Here is a 21,095-nt window from a genome sequence, read left to right as displayed (position 1 = left end):
GAGAGCGCAGCGGCGCTGCGTGCGACGAGCGCGGGGCCGCGAGGTGCCGTGCCGGGCGTCGGGAGCCCGGCATGATCCACACGACACCCCCTAGGGGGCGCCACCGACAACGCGCGGCCCGGCCGCCTTCAGCCTGGCCCACACCACCAGCCGGTAGCGGGAGGTGTATTCGGGGGTGCAGGTGGTCAGCGTGAGATAGGAGCCGGGCTCGGTGTACCGGTAGCGCGGGTGGAACGAGCTGTACGGCACCTTCGCGATCACCGTGCCGTCGGAGGGCGAGGTGCGCGGCAGGGTGCGCTCGACGACATAGGTGAAGCGGGCGCGGAAGGTCTCGACGCTCACCCGGTCCCCCGGGCGCAGCTCATCGAGGTGACGGAACGGTTCGCCGTGGGTGTTGCGGTGGCCCGCGAGCGCCACGTTGCCCATCTGCCCGGGCTGGGCGGTTCCCGGATAGTGGCCGACGTAGCCCTGGTTGAGGACGTACGGCTTGCTGATGCCCTCGGCGATCGGGGCGGTGAGCCCGATGCGCGGGATGCGGATCACCGCGTACGTCTGGTTCCGGTCGGGGGTTCCGGCGCGGAGGGTGGTGGTGGCGGTGTCCTTCTGACGGTGCGTACCGTCCGTGCCGCCGGAGGCCGTACCTTCCGTGTCGCCCGTACCGCCGGATTCCGTGGAGCCCGCATCGCCGGAGGGGGCCGTCACCGAGGGGTCGTCGGTGTCCCACCGCCGTTCCAGCTCCGCCACTTGGCGCTTCGCGCCCGCCCGCGCCTCCCGGTTGGTCCACCACAGCTGGTGGGCGACCAGCAGGAGCACGACGAGCCCGATGGTGACGGCGATCTCGCCGCCGGTCCACAGCACCCGGGCCACAAGGACCTGCCGCCGCCGTCGCACACCGACCTCCCCACCCAGGCCACCGGGAGGGGCACCATAGGCCCTGCGGCGCGCACCCGCCAGACACGCGACCCGTCAGCCGCCGCCCAGCGCCCGCGAGACGGTGTAGATGACCAGCCCCGCAAGCGCTCCCACCACGGTGCCGTTGATGCGGATGAACTGCAGATCGCGGCCGATATGGGCCTCGATCTTCCGGGAGGTGTGCTCCGCGTCCCAGCCCGCGACCGTCTCGGTGATGAGCGAGGTGATCTCGTTCCGATAGGTCGTCACCACATAGACGGCCGCGTCCTCCAGCCAGCCGTCGATCTTGCCGCGCATCGTGGGGTCCGTCACCATCCGCGTGCCCAGCGACAGGATCGCCGCCCGGGCCCGCAGCCGCAGCTCGCTGCGCTCGTCCTCGGCCGCCGCGACGATCATCGACCGCACCGAGGCCCAGGTGGAGGCGATCAGGTCCTGCACCTCGCCGCGGCCCAGCACCTCGCCCTTGAACCGCTCGACCCGGTCGCGGGTGCCGGTGTCCGACTGGAGGTCCCCGGCGAAGTCGGACAGGAAGCGGTCCACGGCGCCGCGCGCCGGATGGTCCGGCATGTCGCGCATCTCCCGGACGAAGCGCAGCAGTTCGCGGTAGACCCGCTCGCCGACCTTGCGGTCCACGAACCGCGGCGTCCAGCCGGGCGCGCCGCCGGTCACCGCGCCCATCACCGACTCGTTGTGCTCGACCAGCCAGTCGTGGGCGTGTACGCACACCAGGTCCACGGCCCGGCGGTGGCCGCCGTCCGCGACGATCCGCTCCAGCAGCTTGCCGAGCCCCGGCGCGATCTCCTGGGCGTCCGCGCGCCGCGTGATCGCCTCGCCGACGACCGCCTGCACATCGGAGTCGCGCAGCACGGTGAGCGCGCCGCGCAGCGCGGTCGCCAACTCGTCCGTCACCCGGTCGGCGTGCGCGGGTTCGGCCAGCCAGGTGCCGAGCCGGCCGCCGATGCCGACGGCGCGCAGCCGCATCCGTACGACGTCCCCGGACAGGAAGTTCTCGCCGACGAAGTCGCCCAGGGTCGCCCCGAGCTGATCCTTCTTCGTGGGGATGATCGCGGTGTGCGGGATGGGCAGCCCCATCGGCCGCCGGAACAGGGCGGTGACCGCGAACCAGTCGGCCAGCGCGCCGACCATGCCCGCCTCGGCGGCCGCCGCCACATATCCGGCCCAGCCCCCGGCGCCGGAGTTCTGCGCCCACTTGGCGACCGCGTACACCAGCGCGACGGCGAGCAGCATGCCCGTGGCGATCGTCTTCATCCGGCGCACGCCGCGCCGCCGCTCCTCGTCGAGGGGGGTGTCCGCGAACGCGGCGACGCCACCGGCCGCCGCTCTCACGCCGGGCGCGATCGGCCCGTTTTCGTCCGTCGTTGTCCGGTTCATGGCCTCCACCCGGTCGAGCCGTCCCCTCTGCATTGTCTCGTTCCTGTCTCACTCGTCCTTGAGTGGAACGAACGGCGAGTTCCCGTCGTCTGTCTGGGGGAGCGACCCCGTCCAACCGGGGGCAGGCCGACAGGCGGACCTCTGTCCGGACATGGGATCATGGAGGACCGACCGGACCGCATCGGCGAAGCAGCGTCGCTCGCCGTTCCCGTTCACTTTCGGAGCCTGAAGCTCCGGCTGCCCGAGGAGACCTCCGCCCATGAGCGTGCCCCCTATGCCCAGACGCACGGCCTATGCCGTGTTCGCTGCGCTGGCGGCTGTGGTGGTCCTCGTCTCGACCGCGATATTCGTCGGGGTCGGCGGCCGGGACCGGAACGTGAACGAGGCCGCGCAGGGCACCCGCAACTCGGCGGCCCCCGCTTCGTCGGGGTCCTGGGTGGGTACCTGGTCGGCGTCGGCCGCCGCGGCCGAACCGAACACGCTCCGCGGCCTGTCCGGCATGTCGATTCGGAACGTCATCCACACCAGCATCGGCGGCACCGGCGCCCGCATCCAGCTCTCCAACCTGTACAGCGCCCGCCCGCTGACGATCACGCATGCCTCGCTGGCGCTGGCGGCCGCCCCCAGCAACCCGACGGCCGCGACCGGCACCATGCGCCGGCTCACCTTCGACAACCGCCCCTGGGTGACCATCCCGCCCGGCCAGGCCGCCACCAGCGACCCGGTGCGCATGAACATCCCGGCCGCCGCCGACCTGCTGATCACCACCTACGCCCCGCAGGCGTCGGGCTCGGTGACGTACCACCCGCACGCCCGTCAGACCTCGTACCTGGCGCGCGGCGACCGTACGGAGGACACGGCGGGCGCCGCGTACACCGAACAGAGCCCGTTCTGGCGCTACCTGAGCGCCGTGGACGTGTGGTCCAAGGAGGCGCAGGGCTCGGTCGCGGTGCTCGGCGACTCGATCACCGACGGCATCACCTCCACCGCCGGGGCCAACCGCCGGTGGACCGACTTCCTCGCCGAGCGGCTGCGCACCGAGCCGGGAGCGCCCCGCCTCGGCGTGCTCAACCAGGGCATCAGCGGCAACCGGGTGCTGAGCGACGGCACCCAGTTCCCGCCGAACAACCCCAGCGGGCTGTCCCGCTTCACACGGGACGTGCTCGACCGCACGAACGTCAAGGCCGTGATCATCGAGCTGGGCGTCAACGACATCCTGCGCATCCCCCACCAGACCGACCCGAACAAGATCGTGGACGGGCTGCGGCGGATGACCGAGCAGGCGCACGCCCGGGGCCTGCGGGTCATAGGGGCCACCCTGTCGCCGTTCTACGGCCACCGCGGGTACACCCCGCTGCTGGACTCGGTGCGTGAGCGGGTCAACGCCCAGATCCGGGCCGGGAAGGTCTACGACGAGGTCGTGGACTTCGACAAGGCGCTGCGCGACCCGGCCAGCCCGCTGCGGCTGCGGCCGTCGTACGACTCGGGCGACCATCTGCACCCGAGCGACGAGGGCTACCGGGCCATGGCGCGGGCGCTCCCCCTCGACTACCTGCGGGGGAGCGCGGCCGCCGAGCTGTGAGCTAGTGGCCCCAGTCGTGCCTGCGGGCCCGGCGCTCGGCCCGCTCGTCCTCCAGCTCCGCACGGCGCTCACGGCGCGCGGCGCGCAGTTCCTCCCTGCGCGCCTCCTTCTCCCGGCGGCGCTCCGCCTTGAGCCGCTTGTGCTCCTCCCTGCGGAGCTTGCGCTGGACGTTGACCCCGCCGAAGACCGCCAGGCCCGTGATGGTCACCCGGGGGCCGGTGGGGTCGCCGTCGGCCGACCCCCGGTGGTCGAAGCCGCCCATGATGCCGATGCCGCTGACGTGCGTCTCCAGGTCGGGCGGCACGATGACCTCTATCCCGCCCATGAGCGTGAAGCAGCGGACCACGATCTCGTGGCCCTCGAAGCGGGCCTCCCGCAGATCGATCTCGCCGCCGCCCATGACCGCGAGGGCGGTGAAGGCGCGGGGCGCGGTCCAGGTGCCCTTGCGCTGGAAGCCGCCCATGATCGCGAGGGCCATCCTCGACGTCGGGGCGCCGCCGATCCGCCCGGCCCAGCCGTCCCGGGCGGTGAGGCCGCCCGTGGCGTCCGGGGACGGCGGCGCGGGAGCGGCCGCCGCGCCGGGCACCGGCAGGTCCCGGATCAGCGGCTCCAGCTGGGCGTGGGTGCGTGCCGTGTAGGCCGCGCCCAGCCGCTCCTCGAACTCCTCCATGTCCAGGCGGCCTTCGGCGACGGCGTCCCGCAGCACCTCGGCGATGCGCTCGCGTTCGGCGTCGGAGGCACGCATCTGGGACCCGCCCGGAAGGTCGGGGACCGCTCCCTGCGGAAATCCCTCAATCGTCATACGGACAGACTAATGCGGACCGACCGACCTGACCGCCCCTCGCGGCCTCCCGGCACCCGGGTCCGTTCCGGGGTTTTCCCCGGGATTCTTCTCGGGGTCCTCCCCAGGGAAGAGCATGCGGGCGATGACGTCCTCGATCTCCGGCTCCCGCACCGACAGATCCACCAGCGGATACCGGTCGGCCACCGCCGCGACCAGCGGTGCCGCGCTGGCGGCGGCCGGGAACGCCAGCCACTGCCGCGGCCCCTCGACCCGCACGGTCCGCGCGCCGGGGATGTCGACCGGCGGCAGCTCCCGCTCCAGGTCCACCACCAGGGTGCGTTCGCTCCCGCCCACCGCGTGCAGCCCGTCCAGTCCGCCGTCGTACACCAGACGGCCATGGTCGATGACCATCACCCGCCTGCACAGTTGTTCGATGTCGGTCAGGTCGTGGGTGGTCAGCAGCACGGTGGTGCCGTGCTCCGCGTTCACCTCGCGCAGGAAGGCCCGTACCTTCGCCTTGCTGACCACGTCCAGCCCGATCGTCGGCTCGTCCAGGTACAGCACGTCGGGGTCGTGCAGCAGGGCGGCCGCGATGTCGCCGCGCATCCGCTGGCCCAGCGAGAGCTGACGGACCGGCACGTCCAGCAGGTCGCCGAGGTCCAGCAGTTCGACACAGCGGTCCAGGTTCGCCCGGTAGCGGTCCTCGGGAATCCGGTACATCCGCCGCACCAGCGCGTACGAATCGCGCAGCGGCAGGTCCCACCACAGGGTGGTGCGCTGCCCGAACACCACCCCGATACGGCGCGCGAGCCGCGTGCGCTCCCGTGACGGGTCGATCCCCGCGACCCGCAGCCGGCCGCCGCTGGGCACCAGGATCCCGGTCAGCATCTTGATCGTGGTGGACTTCCCCGCGCCGTTCGGGCCGATGTAGCCGACCATCTCGCCGCGCGGCACCCGGAAGCTGATGCCGTCCACCGCGCGCACCTCGCGCCGCTCCCGGCGCAGCAGCCCGGCCCGGCGCCGCACCTCGAACACCTTCTCGACGCCGTCGAGTTCGATGAAGTCGTCCATGAGTCCTCAGCTCCCCGTGCTCTGATACGCCCTCAGCCCCGCCCGCCAGGCCAGCCCCGCGACCGCCGCACAGCCGAACGCCACCAGCGGCGCGGCGAAGCCGATCCAGCCGGGCAGCCCCAGCGGGTTCGGCCGGCCCAGGACGTACAGCGCGGGCAGCCAGTTGACGAAGGCCAGCGGAATGACGAACGTGACGCCGCGCAGCAGCTCCTCGGCGAAGACCGTCGGCGGGTACTGGAGCATCGTCGTCCCGCCGTACGTGAACGAGTTCTGCACCTCGGAGGCGTCCTTCGCCCAGAACTGGAAGGCCCCGCCCAGCACGAACACCGCCCCGAAGATCACCGCCCCGCTCAGCAGCATCAGCGGCACCAGCAGCACCCGGCCGGCCGTCCAGTCGATGTCCAGCCGGGTCAGCGACCAGCCGAGCAGCAGCGCCCCCTGACCGATCCGGCCCAGCCGGCGCAGCGCGAAGCGGTCGGCGGCGACCTGGGCGAGGATCGGCACCGGCCGCACCAGCAGCGTGTCCAGCGTCCCGTCGCGGATGCGCCGCCCGACCCGCTCCATACTGCCGAGCGTCAGATCGGCCAGCCCGAAGGCCGTACCGGACGTGCCGTACAGGAAGGCGACCTCGGCGAGGGTGAAGCCGCCGAGCGTGTCGATGTGCGAGAACATCAGCGCGATCGCGACGAAGTCCAGCGCGTTCACCGCGAAGTTCCCGAACGCCATGATCAGGAACGAGGTGCGGTACGCCATCGTCGAGCGCACCCACATGCCGACGATCAGCACATAGGCGCGCAGCCCCTGACCCACCCGCGCCCCGAACGCCTCGTCAGCCGGTTCAGCCACCCTGGACCACCACCTTCCGGGTCGCGACCGACTGCAGCGCCCGCCCGGCCGCGAACAGCACCACCGCCCAGCCCGCCTGGAAGGCCAGCGCCCCCGCCACCGCGGCCCCCCGGTGGTGCCCCAGGAAGACATCCGCGGGCACCTGGAGCATCGCCGCCCACGGCAGCGCCCGGGCGACCTCGCCGAGCTGCCCGGGGAACACGTTCAGCGGCAGCACCATCCCGGAGAAGAACATGCACAGCAGCCCGCTCATCAGGCTCAGCCCCGACCCGTCCAGCAGCCAGAACGCGGCCAGCGCGACCAGATAGCGCACCGCGAACCCCACACACACCGCGAGCACCACCGACAGCAGAAAACACAGCCAGGTCAACACGGAGCCCGGCAGGGTGAGTTCGAAAGCCAGTGCCCCGCACGCCATGGGCACGATGCCGCGCCCCAGCAGCTGGAACGCTGCCCGGCCGAGGTCCGAGGCCAGCCACCACACCTGGAGGTCGACCGGCCGGTAGAGGTCGACGGCGATGTCACCCGACCGGATCCGCTCCTGCAGCTCGTCCTGGAAGCCGCCGCCGAACAGCGCAACGGTCGCCAGCAGCGCCTGGCCCAGCCAGACGAACGTGAGGGCCTGGGAGAGGTCGTACCCGCCGAGATGCGGACGCATCTCCCACAGCGCGCGGTACGTGTACGCCACGATGAAGCCGAAAACGGTGTTGGTGAACACCCCTGCCACGGTGGCCACCCGGTACGTCGCGTAGCGTTTGAAGCCGCTCAGCGCGACGGCCGCGTAGAGCCGCATCAGCCTCTTCCCCCCTCCCCCGTCCGCACGGCACCAAAGCTTGGAAGCCTAGTCCGCGGGAAGGTGACACAGCCAGGTGTTTTTCACCGGATGGTGTGAGGGGAATCACTCGTCCGGCCGGTTACAGACCAGTCACGGGTGCGTGCCACGTCCCTGGCCCGGAACGGATGATGCGACAGTGTTTTATGGGGCGTACGACGCGAATCGCCCGACCGTGCACGATTCCGCCGCGGCGCAACCCTCGACGGCGGCCGAGGAGTCTCAGGAGACATGAGCGACGAGCCCCAACTGATCCACGGCGGCACGGCCGGTGTGGGTGACCCGAGCAGCCGCAACGGCTCCGGCAGCGGCGGCACCGCGGGCAGAAAGGGCCGCCCCCGGCGCACCGGCTGGCGCCGGCTGCTCCCCACCTGGCGGATGGCGGTCGGCGGGTCGCTGCTGTTCCTCCTGCTCGTCGCGGGCGGCCTGGTCACCGGCTATCTGCTCGTCGACATCCCCGCGGCCAACAAGGCGGCCCTCGCCCAGAGCAATGTCTTCCTGTACTCCAACGGCTCCCCACTCGCCCGCGAGGGCAAGGTCAACCGGGAGAACGTGCAGCTCAGCCAGGTACCCAAGCGGACCCAGCACGCGGTGCTCGCCGCCGAGGACCGGGACTTCTACTCCGAGTCCGCGATCAACCCCGAGGCGATGGTCCGGGCCGCCTGGAACACCGCCACCGGCAAGGGCAAGCAGTCCGGCTCGACGATCACCCAGCAGTACGTGAAGAACTACTACCTGGACCAGGAACAGACGGTCACCCGCAAGGCCAAGGAGTTCTTCATCGCGATCAAGCTGGATCGCGAGGTGAGCAAGGACAAGATCCTCGAGGGCTACCTCAACACCAGCTACTTCGGCCGCAACGCCTACGGCATCCAGGCCGCCGCCCAGGCCTACTACGGCAAGAACATCGACGAGCTGAACACCGCCCAGAGCGCCTACCTGGCCACCCTGCTCAACGCCCCCAGCGCGTACGACATCATCGCCCACCCGCAGAACAAGCCGCGGGCCGAGGCCCGCTGGAACTACGTCCTCGACGGCATGGTCAAGAAGCACTGGCTCAGCCGCGCCGAGCGCGACAAGATGACCTTCCCCGAGCCCACCGAGGCCAAGGCCCCCTCCGGCATGTCCGGCCAGCGCGGCTACCTCGTCGAAGCGGTCGAGGACTACCTGACCAGCAACGGCATCATCGACGAGCAGACCCTGGCCCGGGGCGGCTACCGGATCACCACCACGATCGACAAGAACAAGCAGGACGCCTTCGCGGGGGCCGTCCGCGACCGGCTGATGAGCAAGCTCGACCACGACCGCAAGGTCGACCGCTACGTCCGGGCGGGCGGCGCCTCGATCGACCCCAGGACCGGGAAGGTCGTCGCCCTCTACGGCGGCATCGACTACACCAAGCAGTTCGTCAACAACGCGACCCGCCGTGACTACCAAGTGGGATCCACTTTCAAGCCATTCGTCTTCACCTCGGCGGTGGCCAACGAGGCCACCACCCAGGACGGCCAGACGATCACCCCGGACACCCTCTACAACGGCGACAACAAGCGCGAGGTGATCGGACCGGACGGCCCCACCGGCTACGCGCCCGCCAACGAGGACGACGTCGACTACGGCGACATCGACGTCACCACGGCCACCGACAACTCGGTGAACTCGGTGTACGCGCAGATGGCCGAGGACGTCGGCCCCGCCAAGGTCAAGCGGACCGCCATCGACCTGGGCATCCCCAGGGACACCCCCGACCTGCACGCCTCCCCCTCCATCGCGCTCGGCCCCGCCACCGCCAGCGTGCTGGACATGACCGAGGCCTACGCGACCCTCGCCAACCACGGGCGGCACGGGCAGTACAGCCTGGTGGCCGAGGTCACCAAGGACGGCGCCCAGGTCAAGCTGCCGGACCGGGCGGAGCGCCAGGCCATCCCCCGGACCGCCGCGGACACCACCACCTCGATACTGCAGAGCGTCGTCGACGGCGGCACCGGCACCGCCGCGCAGGGCGCCGAGCGCCCGGCCGCCGGCAAGACCGGCACCGCCGAGGAGGACAAGGCGGCCTGGTTCGCGGGCTACACCCCCGACCTGGCGACCGTCGTGGCCGTCATGGGCCAGGACTCGAACACCGGCGTCCAGAAGCCGCTGTACGGGGCCACCGGGCTGGACCGGATCAACGGCGGCGGCTACCCCGCCGAGATCTGGGCGGACTACGTCTCCGGGGCGCTGGACGGAAAGCCCCCGGCCGACTTCGACCTCAAGCTGGAGGACGGCGCCGGCACCCCCGATCTGCCGACCACCCCCACCGAGGCCCAGCCCTCCGCCCCGTCGATCCCCACCACGCCGCCCAGCACGGAGCCGACGGCCCCCAGCGAGCCCCCCACGTTCCCGACGTTCGACCCGCCGACCGAGCCCAGCACCGAGGCCCCGCAGACCCCGCCCACGGACTTCCCGACCGGCCCGCCGACCGACGGCGGCCCCGGCGGGCCCGGCGACCCGGGCGGGGACATCGGAGGCGCGGACGGCGGCTGAACCCGGCGCCCGGCGCCCGCGCCCGGCGGACACGGCAGAGGGTGGTGACGGAGACCCGTCACCACCCTCTGCGCACTCTTCACGCTCTTCACATCGCTACAGGTACAACCCCGTCGAATCCTCCGCGCCCTCCAGGCGCTCGGCGGCGACGGCGTGCAGATCGCGCTCGCGCATCAGCACATAGGCGACCCCGCGGACCTCCACCTCGGCCCGGTCCTCCGGGTCGTAGAGCACCCGGTCGCCCGGCTCCACGGTCCGCACGTTCTGCCCGACCGCGACCACCTCGGCCCAGACCAGCCGCTTGCCGACCGCCGCGGTCGCGGGGATGACGATACCGCCGGTGGACCGGCGCTCACCCTCCGGAATGTCGGTACGGACCAGCACACGGTCGTGCAGCATCCGGATGGGCAGCTTGTCATGGGACGTGTTCGCACTCACGGTCACGACCGTACCCGCCCGAACGGCGTATCGGTGCCACAGGGCAGGCAGGAACCACCTACACCCTTACTCGCCCTCGGGCTACCTCCGGCGCTTGCAGCCCTTGCCCTTGCCGCCACCACCGCCGCGCGACGACACGGCCAGCAGCCCGACGAGCCCCACCACGACGAGCGCGACCGGCACGATCCGCTCCATCCGCGGCGCCCCGTCCTCGGTGACCAGCTGGCCGCGCACATTGGTGACCATCCGGTTCGCGGACACATACGCCCGCCCCGCCGTCCGGTCCACGGCCGACGCCGCCTTCGCCTTCGCGTCACCCATGATCGTCTTCGGGTGCACCCGCACCCCGATCTCGTCGAGCGTCACGGCGAGATCCTGCCGCCGCCGGGCGATGTCCGCCTCGATCTGCGCAGGGGTCCTGGCATCCGACACCGCGCTGCCTCCGTCACTCTCGATCAGTCTCGATGATTCGTAATGGACAGTCTGTCAGCTCGTTCCCGCTCCCGCCCCATGGCACCCCCGGCGATGATGCTGGCTAATGTCGTCATGTAACGCCTGCCGTTACGGAACACCCGATGCCACGAGGAGTACCCGACCATGAGCGAGCGACTGCAGCCCGGCGACACCGCCCCCGCCTTCACCCTCCCCGACGCGGACGGCAAGCAGGTCTCGCTCGCCGACCACGCGGGCCGCAAGGTCATCGTCTACTTCTACCCCGCCGCCCTCACCCCCGGCTGCACCAAGCAGGCCTGCGACTTCACCGACCAGCTCGACTTCCTCACCGGCCATGGCTACGACGTCATCGGCGTCTCCCCCGACAAGCCGGAGAAGCTCGCCAAGTTCCGCGACCAGGAATCCCTCAAGGTCACCCTGCTCGCCGACCCCTCCAAGGAGACCCTGGAGGCCTACGGCGCCTTCGGTGAGAAGAAGCTCTACGGCAAGACGGTCACCGGCGTCATCCGCTCCACCGTCATCGTCGACGAACAGGGCAAGGTCGAGCGCGCCCTCTACAACGTCAAGGCCACCGGCCACGTAGCCAAGATCATCAAGGACCTGGACCTCTGACCCACGGCCCCTCCCCCTGCGAGGTCCCGCACCGATGGGTGCGGGACCTTTCGCATGCTTGTGCGTAACCGGTGGGCGGGTGGTTCGTTACTCAGTGCGATGGTGCGACACGTGGTCGCACCTTGCAGGGGGGAAGATGCGAGCCGAATACTCGCCCGAAGCACTTGCCGAAGCAGTCGCTCGCTCATCGACGTGGGCAGACCTCATGCGCACGCTGAGGGTCAAGGCCAGCGGAGGAAGGCGTCGCACACTGCAAGGACTCGTCGCTGCGCACGGCATCGACACCAGTCACTTCAAGCAGCGCAGCCCGTGGAGCAAGTACTCCGATACGGCCATCGCCGAAGCCGTGGCGACGTCGATCACGTTGCGCGAAGTGGTCGAGAAGCTGGGGGTACGCCCAGCGACGGGGACCCTGTCACACATCCGCAGACGAATCGCGGCATCTGGCATCGATATCAGCCATATCGCCGGGCTGAACCGACCGCACATCGACTTGCCCTTCAGTCGCAACCAGCTGAGAGAAGCCGCCCTCTCCGGGGACAGCGTCCGGTCCGTCGCGCGACTCCTGGGAGTTTCCGACGACGGCCGGTCACGGGCCACTCTGCGCCGCATGTTGAACAAGCACGGGATAGACACCTCGCACTTCTCCCACGCCCGCGTCACCATCCCCGCAGGCCCACTTCGTGCTGCAGTCGCGAACAGCACGAGTTACGCGGACGTCATGCGCGCCCTGGGCCTCCCGGTAAACGATGCCAATCACCGCCGTGTGCACCGCAGGACGGCCCAGTTGGGCCTGGACACCACACACTTCAAGCGGCGCACTCGGCGCCAGGCCCGAGCGGTGGCGTCGAAGCCCGTGGCAGATGAGGTGCTGCGGGTCCGTCCGCCGGGTTCTCCTCGTACCAACCACTCCCGGCTTCGCAAGGCCCTGGATGAAATCGGCCGCCCGTACAGGTGCGCGCGGTGCGGCAACACAGGCCAGTGGCAAGGGGTGAGCATGACGCTGCAGATTGATCACGTGAACGGCGACTGGCTCGATAACCGCCCCGAAAACCTGCGGTACCTGTGTCCTAACTGCCACGCGATCACGGACACGTGGTGTCGGAACCGTAAGAGCGGCCAGAAGAGCCGAGCCGGCACTGTGGCGTAGCCGCGTGCTGCAATATCCTCGTAGAGGCCATCCCGGTAGCATGGCCTTGCGACTGCGGCCGTGGCGAAATTGGCAGCCGCGCGGCGTTTAGGTCGCCGTGGGAGAGATCCCGTGTGGGTTCGAGTCCCACCGGCCGCACATCGCGAGGGGCGTCTCACAAACCCAGTGAGACGCCCCTCCGCTTGTCACCCCAACAGCTCCCGCACCACCGGCGCCATCGCCCGGAAGGCCTGGCCCCGGTGGCTGATGGCGTTCTTCTCGTCCGGGGTGAGTTCGGCGCAGGTGCGGGTGTCGCCGTCGGGCTGGAGGATCGGGTCGTAGCCGAAGCCGCCGCCGCCGGTGGGTTCGTGGCGGAGGGTGCCGGTGAGGCGGCCGGTGACGACGCGTTCGGTGCCGTCGGGGAAAGCGAGGGCCGCGGCGCATTCGAAGTGGGCGGTGCGGTGCTCGTCGGGGACGTCGCGGAGCTGGCCGAGCAGCAGGTCGAGGTTGGCGCGGTCGTCGCCGTGGCGGCCGGACCAGCGGGCGGAGAAGATGCCGGGGGCGCCGCCGAGGACGTCGACGCAGAGCCCGGAGTCGTCGGCGATGGCCGGGTGGCCGGTGGCCCGGGCCAGGGCGTGGGCCTTGAGGAGGGCGTTCTCGGAGAAGGAGACGCCGGTCTCCTTGACGTCCGGGACCTCCGGATAGGCGTCGGCGCCGACGAGCTCGACGTCGAGCCCGGCGTCGCCCAGGATCGAGCGCAGCTCGGTGATCTTGTATGCGTTGCGGGTGGCCAGGATCAGGCGGCGCGGGTGTGCGCTGTCCGCCCCTGCGGTGTGCTGTGGCTGCATAGCTGTCGATTAGATCAGGCGCGCGGATCAGGGCGCGCAGACGTTGGTCAGTTCGGCGGCGGCGTCCTTGACCGGGCTCAGGTCGGGGCGTTCGCCGCTGTCGACGGAGGTCTGGACGTTGTCCACGGCCTTGCGGAGGTCGCCCAGGGCCTTGCCGACGTCCGCGTTGTCGGTGTGGTCGCCGACCTTGTCGATGTCCTTGTCGAGGGCGTCGAGGACCTTGTCGGCGTCGGAGGCGTCGGCGGTGTCGGAGGTGGCGCCGCCGACGGCGTCCTGGAGGTTGTCCACGTCGTTGGATATCTCGACCGCGAGCCGGCCGCAGTCGAGGGCCTTCTCGACGGCCCCGCAGCCGGTGGTGAGCGGCGCCAGGACGGCGGCCGCGGCGAGCGCGGTGACGGCGGCGAAACGGTGGCGGTCGCGACGGGCCTGGCGCGGCGTCATGGACGGTCCCTCCCCTGGGATCGGACGCGGGCGCGCGCGGGTGTCGCGCGCGCCCGTCATCTGACTACACGCCGAGCGCCGCCCGCTGGTTGCCCGCCAGCTCGACGCAGCCGCCGACGGCGAGGTCGAGCAGGCTGTTCAGCTCGTCGCGGGCGAAGGGCTCGCCCTCCGCGGTGCCCTGGACCTCGACGAAGCGGCCGTCGCCGGTGCAGACGACGTTCATGTCGGTTTCGGCGCGTACGTCTTCCTCGTAGCACAGGTCGAGCAGCGGGACGCCGCCGACGATGCCGACGCTGACGGCCGAGACGGTGCCGGTGAGCGGCTGCCGGCCGGCCTTGATCAGCTTCTTGCCCTGGGCCCAGGTGATGGCGTCGGCGAGGGCCACATAGGCGCCGGTGATGGCGGCGGTGCGGGTGCCGCCGTCGGCCTGGAGGACGTCGCAGTCGAGGACGACGGTGTTCTCGCCGAGGGCCTTGTAGTCGATGACGGCGCGCAGCGAGCGGCCGATGAGGCGGGAGATCTCGTGGGTGCGGCCGCCGATCTTGCCGCGGACGGACTCGCGGTCGCCGCGGGTGTTGGTGGCGCGCGGCAGCATCGCGTACTCGGCGGTGACCCAGCCCTCGCCACTGCCCTTGCGCCAGCGCGGGACACCTTCGGTGACGCTCGCGGTGCACAGGACGCGGGTGTCACCGAAGGAGACGAGGACGGAGCCCTCGGCGTGCTTGCTCCATCCGCGTTCGATGGTCACGGGGCGGAGCTGGTCGGGCGTACGGCCGTCGATACGAGACATGGGACGAGCCTATCGGCAACGCGGCGGGCCCCGATCCGGTGAGGAGCGGGGCCGGGCGGCCTCAGGCCGTGACGGTAAGCGCGGTCACATAAGATCTTCGATCTCGGCGGCGATCGGGTCAGCGTCGGTGCCGATGACGACCTGGATCGCGCTGCCCATCTTCACCACGCCATGGGCGCCGGTGGCCTTCAGGGCGGCCTCGTCGACCAGGGAGGGGTCCTTGACCTCGGTGCGGAGACGGGTGATGCAGCCCTCGACCTCGACGATGTTGTCGATGCCGCCGAGCCCCGCGACGATCTTCTCAGCCTTGCTGGCCATGTCCACTCCCTGTTGTCCTGAGCTGTCCTGTGTTGTCCTGTTGTCTCGGCCCTTCCGGATACCGGGTGAACGCCATCCCTACGGTAACCACGCGGGCCCGGCCGCGCAGGATCGTCAGTGGTTCAGACCACATCGGAACGATAGATTCCTTTATTTGATCCTCACGTGCTACAACAGGTCTACACCACATGTGGTGTAGACCATATCGCGGGCCGTCCCCAGTATTCCGAGCGCCCGCCTCACCAGGAGGAATCCGATGAGTACGGCCACCGCCTCGGCGGCCCCCGCCCAGAAGCGGGGCGCCGGTCTGATCAAGGGTATGCAGAAGATCGGACGCAGTCTCCAGCTGCCCGTCGCCGCCCTGCCCGCCGCGGGCATCCTGAGCCGGCTGGGCCAGGACGACGTCTTCGGCAAGGCGGGGCTCGGCTGGAACAAACTCGCGGAGATCTTCGCCCACGCGGGCGGCGCGCTCTTCGACAACCTGGCCCTGCTGTTCTGCCTCGGCGTCGCCATCGGCTTCGCGAAGAAGTCGGACGGCACGACGGCGTTCGCGGCCCTGGTCGGCTTCCTCGTCTACAAGAACGTGCTGACCGGCTTCGTCAGCGACGTCACCGGCAAGCCGCAGGACCCGGGCGTGCTGGGCGGCATCGTGGTCGGCATCACGGCGGCCGTGCTGTGGGAGAAGTACCACCGCACCCGGCTGCCGGACTGGCTGGGCTTCTTCAGCGGCCGCCGCTTCATCCCGATCCTGATGTCCTTCGCGGGCGTGCTGTACGGCGTCGTCTTCGGCTATCTGTGGGGGCCGATCGGTGACGGCCTCAACAGCTTCTCCGAGTGGCTTTCGGCCAATGGCGCGGTCGGCTCCGGGATCTTCGGCGTGGTGAACCGGCTGCTGATCCCGGTCGGCATGCACATGCTGCTGAACTCGTTCGCCTGGTTCCAGTTCGGCGACTTCTCCTCCGGCGGTCAGACCTGGCACGGCGACATCGCGCGCTACTTCCACGACGACCCGTCGGCCGGAATGTTCATGACCGGCTTCTTCCCGATCATGATGTTCGCGCTCCCCGCCGCCGGTCTCGCGATCGCGCACTGCGCCCGCCCGGAGCGCCGTAAGGCCGTGATGGGCATGATGATCTCGGTCTCGCTGACCGCCTTCGTGACCGGTGTGACGGAGCCGATCGAGTTCTCGTTCATGTTCATCGCGCCGGTGCTGTACGGAATCCACGCCGTGCTCACGGGTGTGTCCATGGCGCTGACCTGGGCGCTCGGGATACGCAGCGGCTTCACGTTCTCCGGCGGGCTCTTCGACTATCTGCTGGGGTGGTCGCACAGCGAGAAGGCCTGGATGATCATCCCGATCGGGCTGGCCTTCGCCGTCCTGTACTACGTGGTCTTCCGCTTCGTGATCACGAAGTTCAACATCCCGACACCGGGCCGCGAACCGGAGGATTCCCTCGACGACGCGGCCGCGACGACCACCGCGAAGCGCTAGCCGCACACGCCAACGGGAACGGGCCGGATCCGCGGGGCGGATCCGGCCCGTTCGCGTGCGTCAGACCTCGTAGACGGCGCCCGCGCGCGCCAGGGTCACCGAGCCGTCGAAGACGGCCTCGGCGTCGCGCTGGTTGAGGTGCGGGTCGGTCCACGGGGGGATGTGGGTGAGGACCAGGGCGGCGGCGCCCGCGGCTCGCGCGTGCTCACCGGCCTGTCGGCCGTTGAGGTGCAGCTCCGGGATGTCTTCCTTGCCGTGGGTGAAGGCCGCCTCGCAGAGGAAGAGGTCGGCGTCCCGGGCCAGGTCGGTCAGGGCCTCGCAGGGGCCGGTGTCACCGGAGTAGACCAGGGCGCGGCCCCCGTGCTCGATGCGGAAGCCGAAGGCCTCCACCGGGTGGCAGACCCGGGCGGTGCGGATCGTGAAGGGGCCCAGTTCGAAGGTGCCCGGGGCCAGGGTGCGGAAGTCGAAGACCTCCTGCATCGACTTCTCGTCGGGCACGTCGTCGTACGCCTGGACCAGCCGGCGTTCGGTGTCCTCGGGCCCGTAGACCGGGATCGCCTCGGCGCGGCCTCCGTCGTACCGGTAGTACCGGGCGACGAAGTAGGCGCACATGTCGATGCAGTGGTCGGGGTGGAGGTGGGAGAGGATCACGGCGTCGAGGTCGTAGAGACCGCAGTGGCGCTGCAGCTCGCCGAGGGCGCCATTGCCCATGTCGAGGAGCAGCCGGAAGCCGTCGGCCTCTACGAGGTAGCTCGAGCAGGCCGATTCCGCGGACGGGAACGACCCCGAGCATCCGACGACGGTGAGCTTCATGGAGCAGGAACCTCCTTGGAGGGTCCCCATGCCGAGGGCCATGGGCGAGGCGACGGGTGCGGGGGTCATACGGGGTGCCCACGAGCGTAAGGCGCTAAAGCCCTGGTAGCTCCTCCACAGGCCCACGTTGTGGGCGGAATCACCAGGACGGAGCCCCTGGGCAGCCGCGTATGCCCCGCGTCCGGGCCGTGAGGCCTACGCCCAGAGCTGGCCGTGGAGGGTCTCGACCGCCTCCTCGGTGGTGGCCGCTGTGTAGACGCCGGTCGACAGGTACTTCCAGCCGCCGTCGGCGACGACGAAGACGATGTCGGCGCTCTCGCCCGCCGTGACCGCCTTGCGGGCGACACCGAGGGCGGCGTGCAGCGCGGCACCGGTGGAGACGCCCGCGAAGATGCCCTCTTCTGCGAGGAGTTCACGGGTGCGGGCCACCGCGTCCTCGGAGCCGACGGAGAAGCGGGTGGTCAGTATGGACTCGTCGTACAGCTCGGGGACGAAGCCCTCATCCAGGTTGCGCAGCCCGTATACGACGTCGTCGTAGCGCGGCTCCGCGGCGACGATCCGCACGTCGGGCTTGTTCTCCCGCAGGAAGCGGCCGACGCCCATCAGGGTGCCGGTGGTGCCGAGGCCCGCCACGAAGTGGGTGACGGAGGGCAGGTCGGCCAGGATCTCGGGGCCGGTGGTGGCGTAGTGGGCGCCCGCGTTGTCGGGGTTCCCGTACTGATAGAGCATCACCCAGTCGGGGTGCTCGGCGCTCAGTTCCTTGGCCACCCGGACGGCGGTGTTGGAGCCGCCGGCGGCGGGCGAGGAGATGATTTCCGCGCCCCACATGGCGAGCAGCTGGCGCCGCTCCTCGCTGGTGTTCTCCGGCATGACGCACACGATGCGGTAGCCCTTGAGCTTGGCCGCCATGGCGAGCGAGATGCCGGTGTTGCCGGAGGTCGGCTCCAGGATGGTGCAGCCGGGGGTCAACCGGCCGTCCTTCTCGGCCTGTTCGATCATATGGAGCGCGGGGCGGTCCTTGACCGAACCGGTCGGGTTGCGGTCCTCCAGCTTCGCCCAGACCCGGACCTCCGGGGAGGGCGAGAGCCGTGGCAGCCGGACGAGCGGCGTGTTGCCGACCGCTGCCAGGGGGCTGTCGTACCGCATCAGCGCATGCCCGCCCGTCGCCCGGCCGCCGCCCCGACCGGACGGGGCTTCGCCCCGGCAGCCCCGCCCGCGACGGCCGGGAGGATCGTCACGTTGTCGCCGTCCGAGAGCTTGGTGGAGATGCCGTCGAGGAAGCGGACGTCCTCGTCGTTCAGGTAGACGTTGACGAAGCGGCGCAGCTCGCCGCCGTCGACCAGGCGCTCCTGGATGCCGGAGTGCCGGGACTCCAGGTCGGCGAACAGCTCGGCGAGCGTGGTCCCGCTGGCCTCGACCGCCTTCTGGCCGTCGGTGTAGGTGCGGAGGATGGTCGGGATGCGGACCTCGATGGCCATTCTCAATCTCCTGTGGGAGGGCGGGGTGGACTTCCCGGCCGGAGGTGGCCGGAGGGCGTCGTCGAAGGGCTTCGGGCGGCGGGCGCGAGAGGACGCGGGACGCGTTCAGGCAGCCTCGGCGCGGCGCGGACACATCGCGCTGGCGAGCCGGCACAGGTCGACGTGGAGCCGCGCCACGAGCAGCATGCCCGGCGTCTTCTCGCTCACGTCTTCGGAAACCATGAACTCATCGTATCGATTCCCGGTCCGGCCCCCGGAAGCATGTCCCGCGATACGGACTGGTAACAACCGCGATATGAGACGACCGTTATCGGGTCAGCCCGGGATGATCTCGACTTCTTCCTCGGTGACCTCGCCGTCGACGATCCGGAAGGAACGGAACTGGAAGGGGCCCTCTTCGTTGCCGCAGTCGGCGGTGGACACGAGGACGTAGTGCGCACCGGGCTCATTGGCGTAGGAGATGTCCGTACGGGAGGGGTACGCCTCGGTCGCGGTGTGCGAGTGATAGATCACGACCGGTTCTTCATCACGGTCGTCCATCTCGCGGTAGAGCTTGAGCAGATCGGTCGAGTCGAACTCGTAGAACGTGGGAGAGCGGGCCGCGTTCAGCATCGGGATGAACCGCTCGGGGCGGCCACTTCCGGCCGGGCCCGCGATCACGCCGCACGCCTCGTCGGGGTGGTCGGCCCGGGCGTGGGCGACGATCTGGTCGTGGAGGGCCTGGGTGATGGTCAGCATGCCGAAAAGAATAGGAGGCGGGCTCCGGACCGAGGTCCGGAGCCCGCCTGCTGAGACGATGTGCCCAAGGGGCGGAAGCGTCAGTCCTTGGCGAACTCGGGCTTGCGCTCCTGGTCGGTGACCTCGGGCGTACGGCTCTTCAGCACGAACCAGCCGATCACCATGATCACCGCCCACACGGCCCCGACGTACAGGCAGACGCGGGTCTCCGAGTCGTACGCGATGAGACCGGTGACGCCGACGAGGAAGACCAGCGCCACCCAGCTGAAGACCGAGCCGCCGGGCGCCGGGAAGGACGAGGCGGGCAGCCGGCCGGCCACGACGGCCTTGCGGTAGCGGATGTGGCTGATCAGGATCATCATCCAGGCCCAGATGCCCGCGGCCGTGGCGACCGAGGTGACGTAGGTGAAGACCTTGTCCGGAACGGTGTAGTTCAGTATCACGCCGATGCCCATGAGGAAGGCGGACAGGGCGATACCGGCGAACGGGGTCTTGCGGGCGTTGAGCTTGCCGAAGATGCCCGGCGCCTCACTGTTGGCGGCCAGGTCCCGCAGCATGCGGCCGGTGGAGTACATGCCGGAGTTGCAGGAGGACAGGGCCGCGGTGAGGACGACGAAGTTGACGATGCCCGCCGCCAGGGGGATGCCGATCACCGAGAAGGCGTGCACGAAGGGGCTCTCGCCGGCGGAGAACTCGGTCCACTTCACGACCGAGAGGATGACGACCAGGGCGCCGACGTAGAAGACGATGATGCGGAACGGCAGGGTGTTGATCGCCTTGGGCAGCGTCTTCTCGGGGTCCTGGGACTCACCCGCGGTGATGCCGACCAGCTCGACGGCCAGGTAGGCGAACATGACGCCCTGGAGCGTCATCAGGCTGTCACCTATGCCGTTCGGGAAGAAACCGCCGTGGGACCAGAGGTTGGAGACGGCCGCGGTGTCACCGGCGCCCGAGAAACCGAGGGTCAGCACGCCGAGACCGATGACGATCATGCCGATGATCGCGGTGACCTTGACCATCGAGAACCAGAACTCGACCTCACCGAAGATCTTCACCGAGATCAGGTTGACGCCGAAGAGCAGCACCAGGAAGACCAGGGCGCTGACCCACTGGGGGATCGACGGGAACCAGAAGTGGATGTAGATGGCCGCGGCGGTCAGCTCGGCCATTCCGGTCACGACCCACATGAGCCAGTAGGTCCAGCCGGTGACGTAACCGAAGAACGGGCCGAGGAACTCGCGGGCGTACTCCGCGAAGGACCCCGAGACGGGGCGGTACAGGAGCAGCTCTCCGAGCGCTCGCATGATGAAGAAGATGATGACGCCCGCGAGGGCGTACATCAGGATGATGCTGGGCCCCGCCTTGGCGATGTTGGCCCCGGCCCCCATGAACAGACCGACACCGATGGCACCGCCGATGGCGATCATCTGTACCTGTCGACTGCCCAGGCCGCGCTCGTAGCCCTCTTCGGGCGCCGCTGAGGTCATGTGGTGTGCCTTTCTCCCTGTGCGGCTGGCGATCGTGAAGATTTATCACGAGGGCAGCACTGATCCACTCAGCGGAATGTGAGGCACGCCACAAGAAGAAGAGGACAAAGGGAATC

At 70.0% G+C, this 21,095-nt stretch carries 23 protein-coding genes and 1 tRNA gene; 6 read left to right on the top strand and 18 right to left on the bottom strand.

Translation table 11 applies throughout. The features are described 5' to 3' along the window. Positions 1-90: 90 nt before the first annotated feature. A complete protein-coding gene (locus tag ABZ562_RS34635; RefSeq protein ID WP_361487523.1) occupies positions 91-891 on the bottom strand; it encodes a class E sortase in 801 nt (266 codons plus the stop codon). A 75-nt stretch (positions 892-966) separates the two neighbouring features. Then, complete coding sequence (locus tag ABZ562_RS34630; RefSeq protein ID WP_361487538.1) at positions 967-2,304, bottom strand: DUF445 domain-containing protein; 1,338 nt, start codon at positions 2,302-2,304, stop codon at positions 967-969. A 274-nt stretch (positions 2,305-2,578) separates the two neighbouring features. Here ABZ562_RS34630 and ABZ562_RS34625 point away from each other — a divergent pair, with 274 nt between their 5' ends. Next, positions 2,579-3,886 (top strand): SGNH/GDSL hydrolase family protein, encoded by a 1,308-nt coding sequence (locus ABZ562_RS34625; protein WP_361487520.1) that lies wholly within the window; start codon positions 2,579-2,581, stop codon positions 3,884-3,886. Position 3,887: 1 nt separating this feature from the next. Here the strand turns inward: ABZ562_RS34625 and ABZ562_RS34620 are convergent, their stop codons facing one another. The 4 genes from ABZ562_RS34620 to ABZ562_RS34605 all read right to left on the bottom strand — a co-directional run bounded on the left by ABZ562_RS34620 (position 3,888) and on the right by ABZ562_RS34605 (position 7,380). Then, positions 3,888-4,688: a DUF1707 domain-containing protein gene (locus ABZ562_RS34620; RefSeq protein ID WP_361487518.1), complete on the bottom strand. Its 801-nt coding sequence runs from the start codon at positions 4,686-4,688 to the stop codon at positions 3,888-3,890. A gap of 9 nt (positions 4,689-4,697) precedes the next feature. After that, positions 4,698-5,741, bottom strand: coding sequence for an ATP-binding cassette domain-containing protein (locus tag ABZ562_RS34615; RefSeq protein WP_361487515.1), 1,044 nt, complete (start codon positions 5,739-5,741; stop codon positions 4,698-4,700). Positions 5,742-5,747: 6 nt separating this feature from the next. Further along, positions 5,748-6,512: an ABC transporter permease gene (locus ABZ562_RS34610; RefSeq protein WP_361487535.1), complete on the bottom strand. Its 765-nt coding sequence runs from the start codon at positions 6,510-6,512 to the stop codon at positions 5,748-5,750. 67 nt (positions 6,513-6,579) lie between these two features. Further along, entirely contained in the window at positions 6,580-7,380 is an 801-nt protein-coding gene (locus ABZ562_RS34605; protein ID WP_361487512.1) for an ABC-2 family transporter protein, read from the bottom strand. Positions 7,381-7,650: 270 nt separating this feature from the next. Between ABZ562_RS34605 and ABZ562_RS34600 the strand changes: the two genes are divergently transcribed. Then, a complete protein-coding gene (locus ABZ562_RS34600) occupies positions 7,651-9,942 on the top strand; it encodes a transglycosylase domain-containing protein (protein ID WP_361487509.1) in 2,292 nt (763 codons plus the stop codon). 96 nt (positions 9,943-10,038) lie between these two features. Here ABZ562_RS34600 and ABZ562_RS34595 read toward each other — a convergent pair whose 3' ends face one another. Together ABZ562_RS34595 and ABZ562_RS34590 are read right to left on the bottom strand one after the other, a co-directional pair. Next, positions 10,039-10,341 (bottom strand): co-chaperone GroES, encoded by a 303-nt coding sequence (locus ABZ562_RS34595; protein WP_361487532.1) that lies wholly within the window; start codon positions 10,339-10,341, stop codon positions 10,039-10,041. 120 nt (positions 10,342-10,461) lie between these two features. Next, entirely contained in the window at positions 10,462-10,812 is a 351-nt protein-coding gene (locus ABZ562_RS34590; protein ID WP_361487506.1) for a DUF3618 domain-containing protein, read from the bottom strand. Positions 10,813-10,977: 165 nt separating this feature from the next. Between ABZ562_RS34590 and bcp the strand changes: the two genes are divergently transcribed. The 3 genes from bcp to ABZ562_RS34575 all read left to right on the top strand — a co-directional run bounded on the left by bcp (position 10,978) and on the right by ABZ562_RS34575 (position 12,733). Next, entirely contained in the window at positions 10,978-11,445 is a 468-nt protein-coding gene (gene bcp / locus ABZ562_RS34585; protein ID WP_361487504.1) for a thioredoxin-dependent thiol peroxidase, read from the top strand. 136 nt (positions 11,446-11,581) lie between these two features. Further along, positions 11,582-12,595 carry an HNH endonuclease gene (locus ABZ562_RS34580; protein ID WP_361487502.1) on the top strand — a complete coding sequence of 338 codons (1,014 nt, stop codon included), beginning with the start codon at positions 11,582-11,584 and terminating at the stop codon, positions 12,593-12,595. Between the two features lie 54 nt (positions 12,596-12,649). Beyond that, a tRNA-Leu gene (locus ABZ562_RS34575) sits at positions 12,650-12,733 on the top strand. Between the two features lie 47 nt (positions 12,734-12,780). On the opposite strand, the gene rdgB is transcribed toward ABZ562_RS34575, so the two are convergent. From rdgB to ABZ562_RS34555, 4 genes are all read right to left on the bottom strand, one after another. Then, positions 12,781-13,422 (bottom strand): RdgB/HAM1 family non-canonical purine NTP pyrophosphatase, encoded by a 642-nt coding sequence (rdgB, locus tag ABZ562_RS34570; protein WP_361487499.1) that lies wholly within the window; start codon positions 13,420-13,422, stop codon positions 12,781-12,783. A 27-nt stretch (positions 13,423-13,449) separates the two neighbouring features. After that, the gene (locus ABZ562_RS34565; protein ID WP_361487497.1) at positions 13,450-13,863 is read right to left on the bottom strand and encodes a hypothetical protein; all 414 of its coding nucleotides are present in this window, start codon (positions 13,861-13,863) and stop codon (positions 13,450-13,452) included. A gap of 64 nt (positions 13,864-13,927) precedes the next feature. Further along, complete coding sequence (rph, locus tag ABZ562_RS34560) at positions 13,928-14,653, bottom strand: ribonuclease PH (protein ID WP_055555335.1); 726 nt, start codon at positions 14,651-14,653, stop codon at positions 13,928-13,930. A gap of 84 nt (positions 14,654-14,737) precedes the next feature. After that, positions 14,738-15,031, bottom strand: coding sequence for a PTS glucose/sucrose transporter subunit IIB (locus ABZ562_RS34555; RefSeq protein ID WP_361487530.1), 294 nt, complete (start codon positions 15,029-15,031; stop codon positions 14,738-14,740). 196 nt (positions 15,032-15,227) lie between these two features. Here ABZ562_RS34555 and ABZ562_RS34550 point away from each other — a divergent pair, with 196 nt between their 5' ends. Further along, positions 15,228-16,463, top strand: coding sequence for a PTS transporter subunit EIIC (locus tag ABZ562_RS34550; RefSeq protein ID WP_361487495.1), 1,236 nt, complete (start codon positions 15,228-15,230; stop codon positions 16,461-16,463). 60 nt (positions 16,464-16,523) lie between these two features. Here ABZ562_RS34550 and ABZ562_RS34545 read toward each other — a convergent pair whose 3' ends face one another. From ABZ562_RS34545 to ABZ562_RS34520, 6 genes are all read right to left on the bottom strand, one after another. Further along, on the bottom strand, positions 16,524-17,276 hold the full coding sequence (locus ABZ562_RS34545; RefSeq protein WP_361487493.1) for an MBL fold metallo-hydrolase: 753 nt from the start codon (positions 17,274-17,276) through the stop codon (positions 16,524-16,526). Positions 17,277-17,471: 195 nt separating this feature from the next. Continuing rightward, positions 17,472-18,422, bottom strand: coding sequence for a cysteine synthase (locus ABZ562_RS34540; RefSeq protein WP_361487490.1), 951 nt, complete (start codon positions 18,420-18,422; stop codon positions 17,472-17,474). Beyond that, positions 18,422-18,754 (bottom strand): MoaD/ThiS family protein, encoded by a 333-nt coding sequence (locus ABZ562_RS34535; RefSeq protein WP_361487487.1) that lies wholly within the window; start codon positions 18,752-18,754, stop codon positions 18,422-18,424. Before ABZ562_RS34535 ends, ABZ562_RS34540 begins: the two co-directional genes overlap by 1 nt. Positions 18,755-18,859: 105 nt before the next feature. Further along, positions 18,860-18,976: a putative leader peptide gene (locus tag ABZ562_RS34530; protein ID WP_361487485.1), complete on the bottom strand. Its 117-nt coding sequence runs from the start codon at positions 18,974-18,976 to the stop codon at positions 18,860-18,862. A gap of 93 nt (positions 18,977-19,069) precedes the next feature. After that, positions 19,070-19,492 (bottom strand): M67 family metallopeptidase, encoded by a 423-nt coding sequence (locus ABZ562_RS34525; RefSeq protein WP_055555342.1) that lies wholly within the window; start codon positions 19,490-19,492, stop codon positions 19,070-19,072. Positions 19,493-19,572: 80 nt separating this feature from the next. Further along, positions 19,573-20,979, bottom strand: a complete 1,407-nt coding sequence (locus tag ABZ562_RS34520) for an amino acid permease (RefSeq protein WP_361487481.1) — start codon at positions 20,977-20,979, stop codon at positions 19,573-19,575. Between the last annotated feature and the right edge of the window lie 116 nt (positions 20,980-21,095).

This window comes from Streptomyces sp. NPDC019937, assembly GCF_040631655.1.
Lineage (GTDB): Bacteria > Actinomycetota > Actinomycetes > Streptomycetales > Streptomycetaceae > Streptomyces.
This window is presented reverse-complemented; position numbering and strand designations above follow the sequence as displayed.